General features: G+C 40.1%; 14 protein-coding genes. 12 read left to right on the top strand and 2 right to left on the bottom strand.

The genetic code is table 11. The features are described 5' to 3' along the window. Position 1 precedes the first annotated feature (1 nt). Together O3650_RS01590 and O3650_RS01585 are read right to left on the bottom strand one after the other, a co-directional pair. Positions 2-2,017, bottom strand: coding sequence for a DUF1430 domain-containing protein (locus O3650_RS01590; RefSeq protein WP_261083003.1), 2,016 nt, complete (start codon positions 2,015-2,017; stop codon positions 2-4). 510 nt (positions 2,018-2,527) lie between these two features. Then, positions 2,528-2,698, bottom strand: a complete 171-nt coding sequence (locus tag O3650_RS01585; protein WP_261074854.1) for a PhrA family quorum-sensing system peptide — start codon at positions 2,696-2,698, stop codon at positions 2,528-2,530. Between the two features lie 190 nt (positions 2,699-2,888). On the opposite strand from O3650_RS01585, the gene O3650_RS01580 reads away from it, so the two are divergent. The 12 genes from O3650_RS01580 to O3650_RS01525 all read left to right on the top strand — a co-directional run bounded on the left by O3650_RS01580 (position 2,889) and on the right by O3650_RS01525 (position 15,743). Beyond that, positions 2,889-3,752, top strand: a complete 864-nt coding sequence (locus tag O3650_RS01580; RefSeq protein ID WP_371491425.1) for a helix-turn-helix domain-containing protein — start codon at positions 2,889-2,891, stop codon at positions 3,750-3,752. Positions 3,753-4,057: 305 nt separating this feature from the next. Continuing rightward, the gene (locus O3650_RS01575) at positions 4,058-4,678 is read left to right on the top strand and encodes a hypothetical protein (protein ID WP_050989826.1); all 621 of its coding nucleotides are present in this window, start codon (positions 4,058-4,060) and stop codon (positions 4,676-4,678) included. Between the two features lie 84 nt (positions 4,679-4,762). Continuing rightward, on the top strand, positions 4,763-5,206 hold the full coding sequence (tsaE, locus tag O3650_RS01570) for a tRNA (adenosine(37)-N6)-threonylcarbamoyltransferase complex ATPase subunit type 1 TsaE (RefSeq protein WP_000288239.1): 444 nt from the start codon (positions 4,763-4,765) through the stop codon (positions 5,204-5,206). Next, complete coding sequence (locus tag O3650_RS01565) at positions 5,196-5,714, top strand: GNAT family N-acetyltransferase (protein WP_261074860.1); 519 nt, start codon at positions 5,196-5,198, stop codon at positions 5,712-5,714. The genes tsaE and O3650_RS01565 overlap by 11 nt, the downstream gene beginning before the upstream one ends. A gap of 7 nt (positions 5,715-5,721) precedes the next feature. Next, a complete protein-coding gene (locus O3650_RS01560) occupies positions 5,722-6,738 on the top strand; it encodes an LCP family protein (RefSeq protein ID WP_261044481.1) in 1,017 nt (338 codons plus the stop codon). Between the two features lie 87 nt (positions 6,739-6,825). Continuing rightward, positions 6,826-8,082 carry a competence/damage-inducible protein A gene (locus O3650_RS01555; RefSeq protein WP_153192625.1) on the top strand — a complete coding sequence of 419 codons (1,257 nt, stop codon included), beginning with the start codon at positions 6,826-6,828 and terminating at the stop codon, positions 8,080-8,082. Between the two features lie 54 nt (positions 8,083-8,136). After that, positions 8,137-9,303: a recombinase RecA gene (gene recA, locus O3650_RS01550; protein WP_153192623.1), complete on the top strand. Its 1,167-nt coding sequence runs from the start codon at positions 8,137-8,139 to the stop codon at positions 9,301-9,303. A 114-nt stretch (positions 9,304-9,417) separates the two neighbouring features. After that, positions 9,418-10,788: an MATE family efflux transporter gene (locus O3650_RS01545; RefSeq protein WP_153192621.1), complete on the top strand. Its 1,371-nt coding sequence runs from the start codon at positions 9,418-9,420 to the stop codon at positions 10,786-10,788. 96 nt (positions 10,789-10,884) lie between these two features. Beyond that, the gene (locus tag O3650_RS01540) at positions 10,885-11,601 is read left to right on the top strand and encodes a YebC/PmpR family DNA-binding transcriptional regulator (RefSeq protein ID WP_000532893.1); all 717 of its coding nucleotides are present in this window, start codon (positions 10,885-10,887) and stop codon (positions 11,599-11,601) included. Positions 11,602-11,778: 177 nt separating this feature from the next. Then, on the top strand, positions 11,779-12,249 hold the full coding sequence (locus O3650_RS01535; protein WP_153192619.1) for a MarR family winged helix-turn-helix transcriptional regulator: 471 nt from the start codon (positions 11,779-11,781) through the stop codon (positions 12,247-12,249). Further along, positions 12,224-13,993 carry an ABC transporter ATP-binding protein gene (locus O3650_RS01530; RefSeq protein WP_371491419.1) on the top strand — a complete coding sequence of 590 codons (1,770 nt, stop codon included), beginning with the start codon at positions 12,224-12,226 and terminating at the stop codon, positions 13,991-13,993. Before O3650_RS01535 ends, O3650_RS01530 begins: the two co-directional genes overlap by 26 nt. Next, positions 13,983-15,743, top strand: a complete 1,761-nt coding sequence (locus tag O3650_RS01525; RefSeq protein WP_371491417.1) for an ABC transporter ATP-binding protein — start codon at positions 13,983-13,985, stop codon at positions 15,741-15,743. The genes O3650_RS01530 and O3650_RS01525 overlap by 11 nt, the downstream gene beginning before the upstream one ends. Positions 15,744-15,754: the final 11 nt, after the last annotated feature.

Below are 15,754 nucleotides of genomic sequence, written 5' to 3'. Positions count from 1 at the left end.
ATTAACCTCCCTTCAAAACAAGCATGGACATCTTGTTTTCTTTCTGCATTTGGACATGTAACTGTAAAAGAGATAGACCAGTAAAGAGTAACGAGACTAAGAAAGCAACTACTATCTCTACCATAAGAAATACACTCGCAATAAATCCAAGTAAAAACACACCCAGTTGAGCAAAGAGATAAGTGCGATGAATTTCTAAGAACCTGAGACCTGCAATGCGTTTGATAAAAATGGCACGTCTAAATTCTTCAAAGTAGAGCCTATTCATAGTGTTAAACAACAAGATTGAAGTTGCAATCCCAAGCACAGCTCCTGCTAGCATTACCCAACGTTCCCTCTGGATATTATCCAATAATGTGATGTAGTTGTGGTAACCTGTTTGCATTTCTGAGACCCAATTTTCAATGCCTTGTCTCTGGATAAGCTCCTGGGCATCAGACAATTGATTAAAGAGAACGTAGTTCTGTACTGCGTCTACCCAAAACAAAACGGACTGTGGACCAGCTGATTGGGGTGTTATAACAATGATGATTGGATCTTTCAAAAACTGCTGGTAAGAAATAGGGGTCGTATTATACACAAAACGATCCTGACCTGATTCCAAATAACCTACCGTAGCAGTCATTTGCTGTCGTTCATCTCGACTAGACATGCGACTGGTTAAGTCGTCTTCAAAAACAGATTTATAATGTTCTTCCTCTGAACGGAGGTGTTCAGGCAGCAATAAGACAAACTCCCCTACATCAAGGTGATTCATCTTTTGCTCAATAGTTGTATCTACAGGAATGTTTTGACGCTCCAAGTATTGCGGTGTGACGATAAGGACATTGCCATTCGGGTTGTAATCGTGCCATTCTGTAGAGGTTATCAAGTTTTTGGAGGAAGCCATGCCATTTTGCAAAGTACGGTCAATTAACTGGTGTCTAGATAAGAAAGCCTTTTGTTCTGAAACAGCCAGATCCATCAATTGATACCAAGTTCTGAATTTCCTTTGAGCTTGTTCATCAAAACCAGGACTCGTTCCTTCACGGCTGATTGATAGGGTAATCAGTTGCCTTTCCTGGTTCCAAGCCTCTTGTCCAATCCGATGCTGTTGCCAGGCTTGGGAATACTTTAAGCTACTCCCTATTCCCAGCGTTACAATAATAATCGCTAATAGTTGACCGATTAAAATCAAACTAATGATTCCTCTGACAGGCACTTGCCCTTTTATAATCTGCATCAGGTGTATCTTTTTTATTCCAACTGCGAAGAGTTGAGCGAAAAACAGGGAGATCGACAACAAGATGAGATTATAACTGAGCAAGCCTTCTCCTATGGTCATTAGGGATTGCGTTGGAAGCGACAGAATTTTTTGCATAAGAATGGCGAGCACGCCAGCTAAACTGAAACCAACAGCTATCCCTTTCAAATCCTCACCAACTGGTCTAAGGAAAATGGACCACCGTTTCTCTCCTGAAATGAGGCGAACGCCCGACGACCGTAATTGGCTAATTTGACTAATTAAAGTCAGTGCTCCAAAGGTTAAGATGAAAATCAATAAACTGATTAACTGAAATCCGTTACTAAAGATAGCCATTAACGTAGATAGTTTAGATGGAATTATCAGGTGCATGTTAGTCAAGCCAAGTTGACTCAGCTCCTCCCTTAGCAAGTGAATATCTAGGTTTCCATCGAATACAAAATAGTTTGTTTCAACACTGCTACTTTGAGCATCTTCTAGATTTTTTTCCTGAAGCCCATCAGGCAACTTTCCGTCCCCAAAGGTCGTATAAGAAAAAACTGTAGTACCTTCTGAGTTAAGATCTTGGTGTTGAATCGCAATAAAGCTATCTGTTTCTTCTGCTAGTTTTTCCAAGCGTGTAGCAACATGCTGAAAAGTTGTTTCAGGGGAAGAATCACGTACAACAACGTTGGGGTAATAATTGGAGACATATGTATCAGTCCAAATGGTAAATACCCAAACAAAGAACAAACTAGCAAGCAGGTTGGATATGAGTATAAATAATTTTTTCATAGTGCATTCCTTATTCTAAAACAGAGGGTAGAAATACCCCTGCCCTCTATAAACTAACAAGCTTACTAAACTATTGATAGAAGAATCTTCTTCAATTATTCTTTACCATCCCGCATCAAATGTAACTTGCTCCCCAATTATTTGGATCATGATAGCCTCCATAGGTCCACTCGCCACCACGGTGAGAAGCTACCAAAACAGGAAGAGCCAAACTAAATGCCAAAACGGCAAGGGATGATGCAACTACATATTTTAATTAGAAATCTCAGTCTGAATTATAGTATCCTATTTTTTCCTCCTTTCTAACTGCACGTTCCTCTCTACAGACAGAGATCTAATTTTATAAACCAATCTTAAATACTTTAGATTTTGTAACTCATAATTTTCAACAGTTGGTTAACTATGAAAGCATTTTATCAAACATCTCCATTCTTATATCTATCTGGTATTGTTACAAGCTCTCATCAGAATACCTTTCTCTAAATAGTTGAATTTTAAAGTAATACGACATCAATCAGCCTTTCCAACATCAAGACAATTGGACTTCTTTTGTGATTCTACTCGAATCTCCAATTGTTTATTCTTCTGAATAAACTGTTGGTAAGGAATTGTATTACTAAACGTAAAAACCTCTAGTAATGCAAATATAGCTAATTTTTGAATTCCACGATTTTTCTTCATTCGTGAAACCCTTTTCTGTTTCCTTGTTTTTATTTTAACATATATATATTATTCAGCCAAGTATTTTTATTATATTTTAAACTTTTTTTTTTTATTATTACCATATAGAATTATTTATTTCTTTAACTTGCTATTTTGAACTAAAAATTTTATAATGAAATTAAGCAAATAGGAAGGTTTATTATCTTTAATGAATACACTCGCAGAGAAATTCAGATTGAAAAGAAAAGAGTTGAGACTCTCCCAACAAACTCTTGCAGAAGGAATTTGTGAACAAAGCCAGATTAGTAAAATTGAGAGAGGGCATTTCATTCCCTCCGCAGACCTTTTGTTCAAACTCTCCCAACGACTCGAAGTGCCATTAGATTATTTTTTTAATGAACAAATTGAAATTAAATCTAACCTCTCTAACTTCAAGCAATTATCTGCTCGACTATTAGATGATAGAAATTATGACGATTTGGAATATATTTATAGAATAGAGATTGAACGAAGTACTTTTCTAACACTAGAAGACCGAACTTACCTTGAATGGATTAAAGCTATTATTGACTTCTATCAATATGACAGTAAGTGTGAGGCTATTTCGTCATTGGAAAATATATTATTAAAAGTCTCTTCAAATACTCTGATTTATTTAAAGGCATTGAATACTTTATCTAATTTCTATTCCTTAGTGGGTCGTGAACAAGAATATGAGGCAAACTACTCTCATTTGATGGAGTTATATCAGACAAAAAATTTTGAGCATCAAGAGTTTTTATTTGGCTACATCAGAGTTCGTTACAACTACGCTCACTACCTAGTGTCAAAGGGAAAATATAACGAAGCCATCCAAGAAGCTCTTGAGACGATTGAACTCTGTAAACAAAGACAGACAAGCTACCAACTGGCTCCTTTACTTATTCTTGTAGGAAATGCTGGAGCCAAATTTCTAGATAGAGAACAAGTCAAAAATTATTATATAGAAGCAAGAGAGTTATGTAAGATTTATAACAATCCTTTAATGTTGATGAAGATAGAAAACTATTTGAAGGAATTAGATACTGTTTAGTTAATCTTGACATTATAGTTTTTCTGAAACGATAAATAACCTGTAAGGCTGATAGTGAAATGAATACTATCAGTCTTATTTCAAATTTATATTCTTCCAAAATCTCTTCAAACCACATCAGCTCTATCTGCAACCTCAAAACAGTGTTTTGAGCAATCTGTGGCTATCTTCCTAGTTTGCTCTTTGATTTTCATTGAGTATTAGTCTCAGGTGTTTGTTTAGCGTCTAAAAGAGACATTTGAGAAGATTGGAAACAGTTCTCTCTTTTCTCCGAGTATAATGATTGGTAGGAAGGGAGAGAAAAGATGAAATCAATGAGAATCTTATTTTTGTTAGCTTTAATTCAAATCAGTTTGAGTAGCTGTTTCCTATGGAAGGAATGTATCTTGTCCTTTAAACAAAGTACAGCTTTTTTTATCGGAAGTATGGTTTTCGTTTCAGGAATCTGTGCTGGAGTAAATTATCTTTATACCCGTAAGCAAGAAGTCCATAGTGTCCTAGCCAGTAAGAAGTCGGTGAAGCTTTTTTATAGTATGTTACTCTTAATTAATTTGTTAGGAGCTGTCCTTGTTTTGTCAGACAACTTGTTCATCAAAAATACGTTGCAGCAAGAATTAGTTGACTTTTTATTGCCATCCTTCTTTTTCCTATTTGGACTAGATTTGCTGATTTTTTTACCCTTGAAAAAATACATGCGCGATTTGCTTGCTATGCTAGACAGAAAAAAGACAGTTTTGGTGACTATTTTAGCAACACTTCTCTTCTTAAGAAATCCAATGACCATTGTCTCGCTTCTGATTTATATTGGACTGGGTTTGTTTTTTGCAGCCTATCTTGTCCCAAATTCGGTTAAGAAAGAAGTTTCCTTTTATGGTCATATTTTCCGAGATCTTGTATTGGTCATTGCTACGCTCATTTTCTTTTAGAGAAAGCTTGTTTCTATGGATGTTATGATGGTAAGTTTAGCAGGAAAATAGACACAAAAGAAAAGTTTTTGGTATAATAAGGGTATGTACACAAAAAATGAAGAAGAGTTGCAAGCCTTAGGGGAACGCTTGGGTCATCTATTAGAAAAGAATGATGTTTTAATCTTAACTGGAGAACTGGGTGCAGGTAAAACGACCTTTACTAAAGGACTTGCTAAAGGTTTACAGATTTCTCAAATGATTAAAAGTCCAACCTATACTATCGTAAGAGAGTATGAAGGCAGACTGCCACTTTATCACCTAGATGTTTATCGTATAGAGGGGGATGCTGATTCTATCGACTTGGATGAATTTCTCTTTGGTGGAGGCGTGACTGTTATTGAGTGGGGAAATCTCTTAGGAGATGCCTTGCCAGATACTTATTTAGAGTTGGAAATTCTAAAAGAAGAAGACGGTCGCAGATTACATTTCCAAGCAAAGGGTTTGCGTGCAGAAAAGCTTTTAGAGGAGCTTCAACATGGAGTATGAATTGCTTATTAGGGAAGCAGAGCCTAAAGATGCAGCTGAATTAGTGGCCTTTTTAAATTGTGTGAGTTTGGAGACAGATTTTACCAGCTTAGACGGAGATGGTATTCTCTTGACCAGTGAGGAGATGGAAATATTCCTCAACAAGCAAGCTAGTTCGGACAATCAGATAACCTTACTTGCATTCTTAAATGATAAAATTGCTGGTATTGTAAATATTACAGCTGACCAACGCAAGAGAGTCCGTCATATTGGAGATCTCTTCATTGTGATTGGAAAAAGATATTGGAATAATGGATTGGGAAGTTTGTTGCTAGAAGAAGCGATAGAGTGGGCACAAGCAAGTGGCATTCTGCGTCGTCTCCAACTGACTGTCCAAACTCGTAATCAAGCTGCAGTTCATCTTTATCAAAAGCATGGCTTTATAATTGAAGGTCGCCAAGAGCGTGGAGCGTATATAGAAGAAGGGAAATTTATCGATGTTTACTTGATGGGTAAACTGATAGATTAGTAGAAATATGGTTAAAAAAATTATTGGAATGGTGCTAGCTTTTCTAGCTGTGACAGTTTTGGGTGTCGGTGTTTTTGCTTATACTATTTATCAGCAAGGCACACAAACCTTATCAAAGACCTATAAAAAAATTGGAGAAGAAACCAAGGTTATTGAAGCAACAGAGCCTTTGACCATTCTGTTAATGGGGGTTGATACTGGGAATGTAGAGCGTACAGATCAATGGGCTGGAAATAGTGACAGTATGATTTTGCTGACTGTCAATCCTCACACAAAGAAAACGACGATGATGAGTTTGGAACGTGATATCCTGACTAAAATTCAACATAAAGATGGTAGTATTGAAGAAGCGAAGTTAAACGCTGCCTATGCTGGTGGCGGTGCAGAACTTGCTATAGAAACAATTCAAAAGATGATGAATATCCATATCGATCGCTACATTATGGTTAATATGCAAGGATTGCAACAATTGGTCGATGCAGTGGGAGGTATTACGGTCAATAATACACTAGGTTTCCCGATTTCTATCAGTGACCAAGAAGAATTTAATACCATTTCTATCGGTGTTGGAGAGCAGACAATAAATGGAGAAGAAGCGCTTGTTTATTCACGCATGCGTTATCAAGACCCAGAAGGAGACTACGGACGTCAAAAGCGTCAGCGTGAAGTCATTCAAAAAGTTGTTGAAAAAGTTCTTAGTTTGAATAGTGTCAGCCACTATCAGTCTATCTTAAAAGCCCTAAGTACTAATATGCAGACTAATATCGATTTATCTGCGAAAAGTATTCCAAGCTTGTTGGGCTATAAAGATTCATTTAAAACTATTGAAACACAACAGTTGAAGGGTGAAGGGGAGATGCTACAAGGCGTTTCTTATCAAATTGTTACGAGAAACCACATGTTGGAAATGCAGAATCTTTTGAGACGTTCTTTGGGACAAGAAGAAGTCACTCAGCTTGAAACAAATGTTGTCTTATTTGAAGATTTATTTGGACGAACACCTGTTGGTGACGAAGACAATTAACTTTTTTACTATAAATAAAAAAAATTAATCGTGGGAAATTTCCTGCGATTTTTTCAAAAAAATACGAATAGATAGGTAGGAGGAAACATGAAAGCAGAAATCATTGCTGTTGGAACAGAGATTTTGACAGGACAGATTGTCAATACCAATGCCCAGTTTTTATCAGAAAAACTAGCTGAGATTGGGGTAGATGTATATTTTCAGACAGCTGTAGGAGACAATGAAGCTCGTCTCTTGTCTTTGCTTGAGATTGCCAGTCAACGTAGCAGTCTGGTGATTTTGACAGGTGGTTTGGGGCCGACTGAGGATGATTTGACCAAACAAACTCTGGCTAAATTTTTAGGGAAAGAATTAGTCTTCGATTCTCAGGCTCAGGAGAAGTTGGATATCTTTTTTGCCCAGAGACCAGACTATGCTCGAACACCGAATAACGAAAGACAAGCTCAAATTGTAGAAGGAGCGACTCCACTGCCAAACGAAACAGGGCTGGCTGTGGGAGGAATGTTGGAAGTCAATGGAGTGACCTACGTCGTCCTTCCAGGTCCACCAAGTGAATTGAAACCCATGGTCTTAAACCAACTTCTACCCAAGTTGATGACAGGGAGCAAGCTGTATTCCCGAGTTCTTCGTTTCTTTGGGATTGGAGAAAGCCAGCTGGTTACGATTTTGGCTGATTTGATTGAGAATCAAACCGATCCGACCTTGGCTCCTTATGCCAAGACAGGAGAGGTAACACTGCGCTTGTCAACAAAAGCTAGCAGTCAAGAAGAGGCGAATCAAAGGCTGGATATCTTGGAACATCAAATCTTAGGTCGCCAGACTTTTGAAGGCCCTTCTTTACGAGAGCTTTGTTATGGTTATGGGGAAGAAACTAGTTTAGCTAGCATTGTGGTAGAAGAACTAAAAAGGCAAGGGAAAACCATCACGGCTGCAGAGAGTTTGACGGCAGGTCTTTTCCAAGCGACCGTGGCGAATTTTTCTGGAGTTTCAAGTATATTTAAGGGTGGTTTTGTGACCTATAGCTTGGAGGAAAAATCAAAGATGTTGGATATTCCTGTCAAGGATTTGGAAGAGCACGGTGTGGTGTCTGAATTTACAGCTCAGAAGATGGCTGAGCAGGCACGAAGCAAGACCCAGTCAGATTTTGGTATTAGTTTGACTGGAGTGGCAGGACCAGATAGCCTAGAAGGACATCCAGCTGGGACAGTCTTCATAGGCTTGGCTCAAGAGCAAGGAACTGAGGTTATCAAGGTGAATATTGGAGGCAGAAGTCGAGCAGATGTACGCCACATTGCGGTTATGCATGCCTTTAGCCTAGTTCGCAAGGCTTTATTAAGTGACTAACTTTTGATATAATAGTAGATAGGTCTGAGGACCATTAGAATGTAGGAGAATAGAATGGCGAAAAAACCAAAAAAATTAGATGAAATTTCAAAAAAGTTCGGGGCAGAACGTGAAAAAGCCTTGAATGACGCTCTTAAATTGATTGAGAAAGACTTTGGTAAGGGATCAATCATGCGTTTGGGTGAACGTGCCGAGCAAAAGGTGCAAGTGATGAGTTCAGGTTCTTTGGCTCTTGATATTGCCCTTGGTTCAGGTGGTTATCCTAAGGGACGTATCATCGAAATCTATGGGCCAGAGTCATCTGGTAAGACAACGGTTGCCCTTCATGCAGTTGCGCAAGCACAAAAAGAAGGTGGTATTGCAGCCTTTATCGATGCGGAACATGCCCTCGATCCAGCTTATGCTGCGGCCCTTGGTGTCAATATTGACGAATTGCTCTTGTCTCAACCAGACTCAGGAGAGCAAGGTCTTGAGATTGCAGGAAAATTGATTGACTCAGGAGCCGTGGATCTTGTCGTAGTCGACTCAGTTGCGGCCCTTGTCCCTCGTGCGGAAATTGATGGAGATATCGGAGATAGCCATGTTGGTTTGCAGGCTCGTATGATGAGCCAGGCCATGCGTAAACTTGGTGCTTCTATCAATAAAACCAAAACAATTGCTATCTTCATCAACCAATTGCGTGAAAAAGTTGGGGTTATGTTTGGAAATCCAGAAACAACTCCTGGTGGACGTGCTCTAAAATTCTATGCTTCAGTGCGTTTGGATGTTCGTGGAAGCACACAAATCAAGGGAACTGGTGACCAGAAAGACACCAATGTCGGTAAGGAAACTAAGATTAAGGTCGTGAAAAACAAGGTGGCTCCGCCATTTAAGGAAGCCTTCGTTGAAATCATGTACGGAGAAGGGATTTCTAAGACAGGTGAGCTTTTGAAGATTGCAAGCGATTTGGATATCATCAAAAAAGCAGGAGCTTGGTACTCTTACAAGGATGAGAAAATCGGGCAAGGTTCTGAAAATGCTAAGAAATACTTGGCAGATAATCCAGAAATCTTTGATGAAATTGACCATCAAGTCCGTGTTCAATTTGGTTTGGTTGATGGAGAAGAATCTCCTGTAGAAGGTGTTGAAACTAAAAAAGATGAAGCAGTTCAAGCAGATTCTGTGAATGAAGAAGTCACACTTGACCTAGGTGATGAACTTGAAATCGAAATTGAAGAATAAGCTGTCAAAGTAGTGGAGAAATCCACTGCTTTTTCGATGCCTTATTCTGGTTTTCCGCTCACGCATAGTTTGCTGTTTCTTGTCGCTCCCCTAGAAAGCTGATATAATAGCCTTATGAATAAAAAACGAACAGTGGGCCTGATACATGGTCCTATTCTTCCCTCGCTTGTGAGTTTTGCCTTCCCAATCTTGCTATCAAATATTTTTCAACAGCTCTATAATACTGCTGATGTCTTGATTGTTGGGCGATTTCTGGGTCAAGATTCCTTGGCTGCAGTAGGAGCGACGACAGCGATTTTTGACTTGATTGTAGGTTTTACTCTTGGTGTTGGCAATGGCATGGGAATTGTCATTGCCCGTTATTATGGAGCTCGGAATTTCACTAAAATCAAGGAGGCAGTAGCAGCTACCTGGATTTTAGGTGCTCTTTTGAGTGTTGTAGTGATGCTGCTGGGATTTGTCGGTCTGTATCCACTCTTGCAATATTTAGATACTCCTGCAGAAATCCTTTCCCAGTCCTATCAATATATTTCTATGATTGTGACCTGTGTCGGTGTCAGCTTTGCTTATAATCTTTTTGCAGGCTTGTTGCGGTCTATTGGGGACAGTCTAGCTGCCCTTGGATTTTTGATTTTTTCTGCTATGGTTAATGTGGTTCTGGATCTCTATTTTATTACGCAACTGCAACTGGGGGTTCAATCTGCGGGCCTTGCTACCATCATTTCGCAAGGCTTATCAGCGATACTCTGTTTCTACTATATCCAAAAGAGTGTACCTGACTTACTCCCTCAGCTGAAACATTTTAAATGGGACAAGGCCTTGTATGCGGATCTTTTGGAGCAAGGTTTGGCTATGGGCTTGATGAGTTCAATTGTATCGATCGGCAGTGTGATTTTACAGTCTTCTGTTAATACCTTTGGTGCAGTGATTATTAGTGCCCAGACGGCAGCTCGACGCATTATGGCCTTTGCCCTTCTTCCTATGACCGCTATTTCTGCATCAATGACGACCTTTGCTTCTCAGAATTTAGGTGCTAAGCGCCCAGACCGCATTGTTCAAGGTCTTCGAATCGGTAGTCGTTTAAGTATATCCTGGGCAATTTTTGTTTGTGTCTTCCTCTTTTTTGCCAGTCCAGCCTTGGTTTCCTTCTTGGCCAGTTCGACGGATAGCTACTTGGTAGAAAATGGTAGTCTCTATCTGCAAATCAGCTCAGCCTTTTATCCCATTCTGAGTCTCTTGTTGCTTTATCGCAATTGTTTGCAGGGCTTGGGGCAAAAGGTTCTTCCTCTGGTTTCTAGCTTTATCGAACTAATCGGGAAAATCGCTTTTGTGGTCTTGATTATTCCTTGGGCAGGCTATAAGGGAGTTATCCTTTGCGAACCCCTTATCTGGGTTGCCATGACCATCCAACTGTACTTCTCACTGTTCCGTCACCCCTTGATAAAAGAAGGTGAGGAAATCTTGGCAGCCAAAGTGCTATCCTAGTTGGATTTACTGAATAAAATCCATTTCCTCTAGTGAAAATCGAAAAAACTTGTGTTATAATAAGAAAGATTAAAATGTGAAAAAAGGAGATTCCTAATGGGACGTAAATGGGCCAATATCGTAGCCAAGAAAACGGCTAAAGATGGAGCTAACTCTAAAGTATATGCAAAATTTGGTGTAGAAATCTATGTAGCAGCTAAAAAAGGTGATCCAGATCCAGAATCAAACACTGCTTTGAAATTCGTTATCGACCGTGCTAAACAAGCCCAAGTGCCAAAACACGTTATTGATAAAGCGATTGATAAAGCAAAAGGAAACACAGACGAAACCTTTACAGAAGGACGTTACGAAGGTTTTGGACCAAATGGTTCTATGCTGATTGTTGATACTTTGACTTCAAATGTCAACCGTACAGCGGCCAACGTCCGTGCAGCTTTTGGTAAAAATGGCGGAAACATGGGCGCTTCAGGTTCTGTTTCATACCTCTTCGATAACAAGGGTGTTATTGTATTTGCAGGTGAAGATGCGGACGCGGTCTTTGAGCAATTGCTAGAAGCAGATGTGGATGTGGACGATGTAGAAGCAGAAGAAGGGACAATCACAGTTTACACAGCTCCAACTGACCTTCATAAGGCTATCGTTGCCCTTCGTGAGTCAGGTATCGAAGAATTCCAAGTGACTGAATTGGAAATGATTCCTCAGTCAGAAGTGGAATTGTCAGGCGATGACCTTGAAACCTTTGAAAAACTTTACAGCGTTCTTGAAGACGACGAAGACGTACAAAAAATCTACACAAACGTAGATGGATTCTAATTTAACCTAGAGAACACAATCCTAAGTGAAAAAATCACTTGGGATTTTTTGAATCAAGAAAATAGTTCTCTTGGAAACTTTTTTCTTGACATCTCTTTTCAAAATGGTAAAATAGTTCTCATGAAAACTTATTTAGTTCCTAGGAGAACTAAATGCAATGGTTAGAAAGGAGTTAGTATGGATAAACCGATGTTAGTCTTTAAGCGTTTTGGTCATCAGATTCACCTGATGGTGCAAAAGGAAGCCAAACGTTGTGGTATTGAATTTATGGGTGGGCCTCAAGGTCAGGTTGTTCGTTTTTTGGATAATCGTGAGAAAAACCAAGACTTGGTCTTGATTAAAGATATCGAGCAGGAACTCAATATTACCAAGTCTGTTGCTAGTAATCTAGTCAAGCGTATGGTACAAAATGGTTTGGTGGAATTGGAGGCGAGTCCTAGCGATAAGCGGGCTAAATTTGTTCGTTTGACGGACAAAGCACGTTCTCAAATGCAGCAGGTTAAGGCCTTCTTTGAACGCATAGACAAGCAGTTGATGGAAGACATTGATGAAGATGAATTACTGATTTTTGAGAAAGTTCTCAGTCAACTACAGGAAAATATCAAGAGAGTAGGAGGAGATAATGAAGAAATTAGCCAAAAGAATTAGTAGAAAAGAATGGGGGATGATTTTACTAGCCATTCTCTTTACCTGCTTTTCGGTTTATCTAGAGTTGGAAGTGCCGACCTATATCTCTAAAATCACTGATTTGCTAGGAACTCAGGGAACCAACTTGGATGAGTTATGGCAGCCAGCAGGTATGATGGTGGGAATGTCCTTTCTGGCCTTCTTGTCTGCAGTTGCAGTTGGATTTTTTGCGTCCAGAGTGGCGGCTTCTTATACTAGTAGGCTGAGAAGTGATATTTTTAACAGAGTTTTAGATTACTCGCAGACAGAGATTAAGAAATTCTCTATTCCTAGCCTCTTAACTCGCACCACCAATGATATTACTCAGGTTCAGATGTTGATTACCATGGGCCTACAAGTAGTTACGCGTGGTCCGATTATGGCTATCTGGGCCATCGGGAAGATTTTAGGCCATTCGGAATACTGGCTCTGGGCCGTACTTGTGGCAGTGCTTGTCAATGTTTTGATGACGACCGTTTTGATGACGTTAGCCTTTCCGAAACAGTCTTTGATTCAAAGTTTGACTGATAAATTGAACAGTATCACTCGTGAAAGTTTAACAGGTATTCGTGTCGTTCGCGCCTACAATGCTGAAGAATACCAAAATGAAAAATTTGCAGCAGCAAATGATGAATTGACACGCTTGAATTTATTTGTCAACCGTCTTATGGCTATTTTGAACCCTATCATGATGGGGATTTCAAGTGGTTTGAGTGTGGCGATTTACTGGATTGGGGCCTATGTGATTAACGACGCTGCTCCGATAGCGCGTCTGCCTCTCTTTAGTGACATGATTGTTTTCATGTCTTATGCCATGCAGGTTGTCATAGGCTTCCTTCTCATGGGAGCACTCTTCATCGTTCTTCCCCGAACTATGGTCTCTGCTAAGCGGATTAATCAAGTTTTAGATTTGCATTCTTCTATCCAAAACCCTGTTCAAGTGCAGCTGGCTGATGAAAACCTCCAAGGTCAGGTCGAATTTAAGGATGTGACCTTCCGCTATGCGGCAAATTCGGAGGCGGTTATTGAGAATGTTAGCTTTAGAGCAGACGCTGGTCAAACAGTGGCCTTTATTGGTTCAACAGGTTCTGGTAAATCAACTCTGGTCAATCTGATTCCACGTTTCTATGACGTATCAGCAGGAGAAATTCTGGTGGACGGTGTCAATGTTCAAGACTATGCTCTAGAAGATTTGCGCAACAAGGTTGGTTATATTCCACAAAAAGCTGTTCTCTTTTCAGGGGATGTCAAGGGCAATCTAGACTTTGGACAGAGTCAAGAAACACCACTTAGTGAGCAGGCTATGTGGCAAGCTTTGGAGTTAGCCCAGTCTAAGAACTTTATCGAAGACAAGGAAGCGGGCTTAGAATCAGAAGTGGCCCAAGGAGGAACCAACTTCTCAGGTGGTCAAAGACAGCGTCTGGCAATTGCGCGTGCCTTAGCTCGGAAGCCAGAAATCCTCATCTTTGATGACTCCTTCTCAGCCTTGGACTACAAGACAGACCGTGTCCTACGTCAAGGGTTAGCAGAGAAAACCAAGTCTATGACCAAGCTTATCGTTGCACAGCGTATTTCAACGATTATGGATGCAGATTTGATTTTGGTCTTGGATCAAGGAAAAGTCGTGGGACAAGGTACCCACAAGGAACTTCTAGCTAATAATGAAGTTTACCAAGAAATTGCCTATTCACAACTATCGAAGGAGGAATTGGAACATGGAAAATAAGAAAATGTCTCTTTGGAAACAGAGTAAACCCTATCTTGCAGGCCTCCAGTTTGCCCTTCTGATAGCCTTTCTAGCAACAATCGTATCCAATATCATTACTGTATATGGTCCAACTCGCATCAAGGAAATGACCAATATCATTGCCAGTGGTCTGGAAACAAGTGTGGATGTCGCGGCGGTTGCAGCTATTGGTGGTTTTTTGGCCGTGATTTATGTGATCGGACTTCTATCAAATTATTTGCAGGCATTTCTGTTTACAACAGCTATTCAACGTTTTTCAGAGCGTTTAAGAACAGCCATTGCAGAGAAAATTAATCGCCTACCATTGAGATATTTTGATGGACACTCTCAGGGGGATACTTTGTCTCGTGTAACCAATGACGTTGACACTGCAGCCCAGTCCCTCAATCAAAGTCTGGGAACAGTTCTTTCATCTAGTTTATTGGTCTTAGCAGTCTTGGTAACCATGTTTGGGATGAACTGGATTTTAGCCTTGGTAACGGTTGTTTCAACCCTTATTGGATTTGCATTTGTATCCGTCTTTATGGGAAAATCACAGGGATTTTTTAAGAATCAGCAACAAGATTTGGCAGCTGTCAATGGCTATGTGGAGGAAATGTACTCTGGCCATAATGTGGTGACCAGTTACAATGCCATCGAGAGTACGAAAAAAGAGTTTGCGAAATTAAACCATCGTCTGTATGATAGTATCTGGAAATCTCAATTTATTTCAGGGATTATGATGCCGATTATGATGTTTATTGGGAACTTTAGCTATGCCTTGGTGATTATCGTTGGTGCAGCCTTGGCTTTAAATGGGCACATCAGTATCGGGATTATCGTTGCCTTTATGGCCTACGTTCGTATCTTTTCTCAGCCTCTTTCACAAATTGCCCAAGGGATTACTAGTTTGCAGCAGGCTAGCGCAGCTATGGGACGTGTCTTTGAATTTCTAGCTGAAGAGGAGATGGAAGACGAATCCCATAAAGCAAGACAATTGAGCGATATGAAAGGTCAAGTGGTCTTTGATCGAGTTTCCTTTGGTTATACACCAGAGAGAACTATTATCCATGACTTTTCTGCGATTGCTCATGCAGGTAAAAAGGTTGCCATTGTCGGACCGACTGGGGCTGGTAAGACAACCATTGTCAATCTTTTGATGAAGTTCTATGAGATTGATAAGGGAAGTATCCGTATCGATGGTGTGGATACCAAGGAGATGAAGCGTTCGGAAGTACACGATGCCTTTTCAATGGTCTTGCAGGACACCTGGCTCTTTGAAGGTACTATTCGCGACAATCTCATCTATAACCAAGAGGGGATTAGTGATGAGCGCGTGATTGAAGCCAGCAAGGCTGTAGGGATTCACCACTTTATCATGACACTACCAGATGGTTACGATACCGTCTTGGATGATACAGTGATCTTGTCTGTCGGACAAAAACAACTCTTGACCATTGCTCGTGCTTTGTTAAAAGATGCGCCACTCCTAATCCTAGATGAGGCGACATCTTCGGTTGATACCCGTACAGAGGAATTGATTCAGAAAGCCATGGATCGTTTGATGGAGGGCAGAACTTCCTTTGTCATCGCCCACCGCTTGTCAACCATCCGTAATGCTGATCTGATTCTTGTCATGAAAGATGGCAATATCATCGAGCAAGGAAATCATGATGAGCTGATGGCACAAGCTGATTTCTACGCTGACCTTTACAACAGTCAGTTTACAGAAGATGAAGCAGAAGAATAAACCCAAAGAAG

Origin of the sequence: Streptococcus sp. 20925_1_24, assembly GCF_041432335.1 — a bacterium.
Taxonomy (GTDB): Bacteria; Bacillota; Bacilli; order Lactobacillales; family Streptococcaceae; genus Streptococcus; species Streptococcus mitis_BM.
This window is presented reverse-complemented; position numbering and strand designations above follow the sequence as displayed.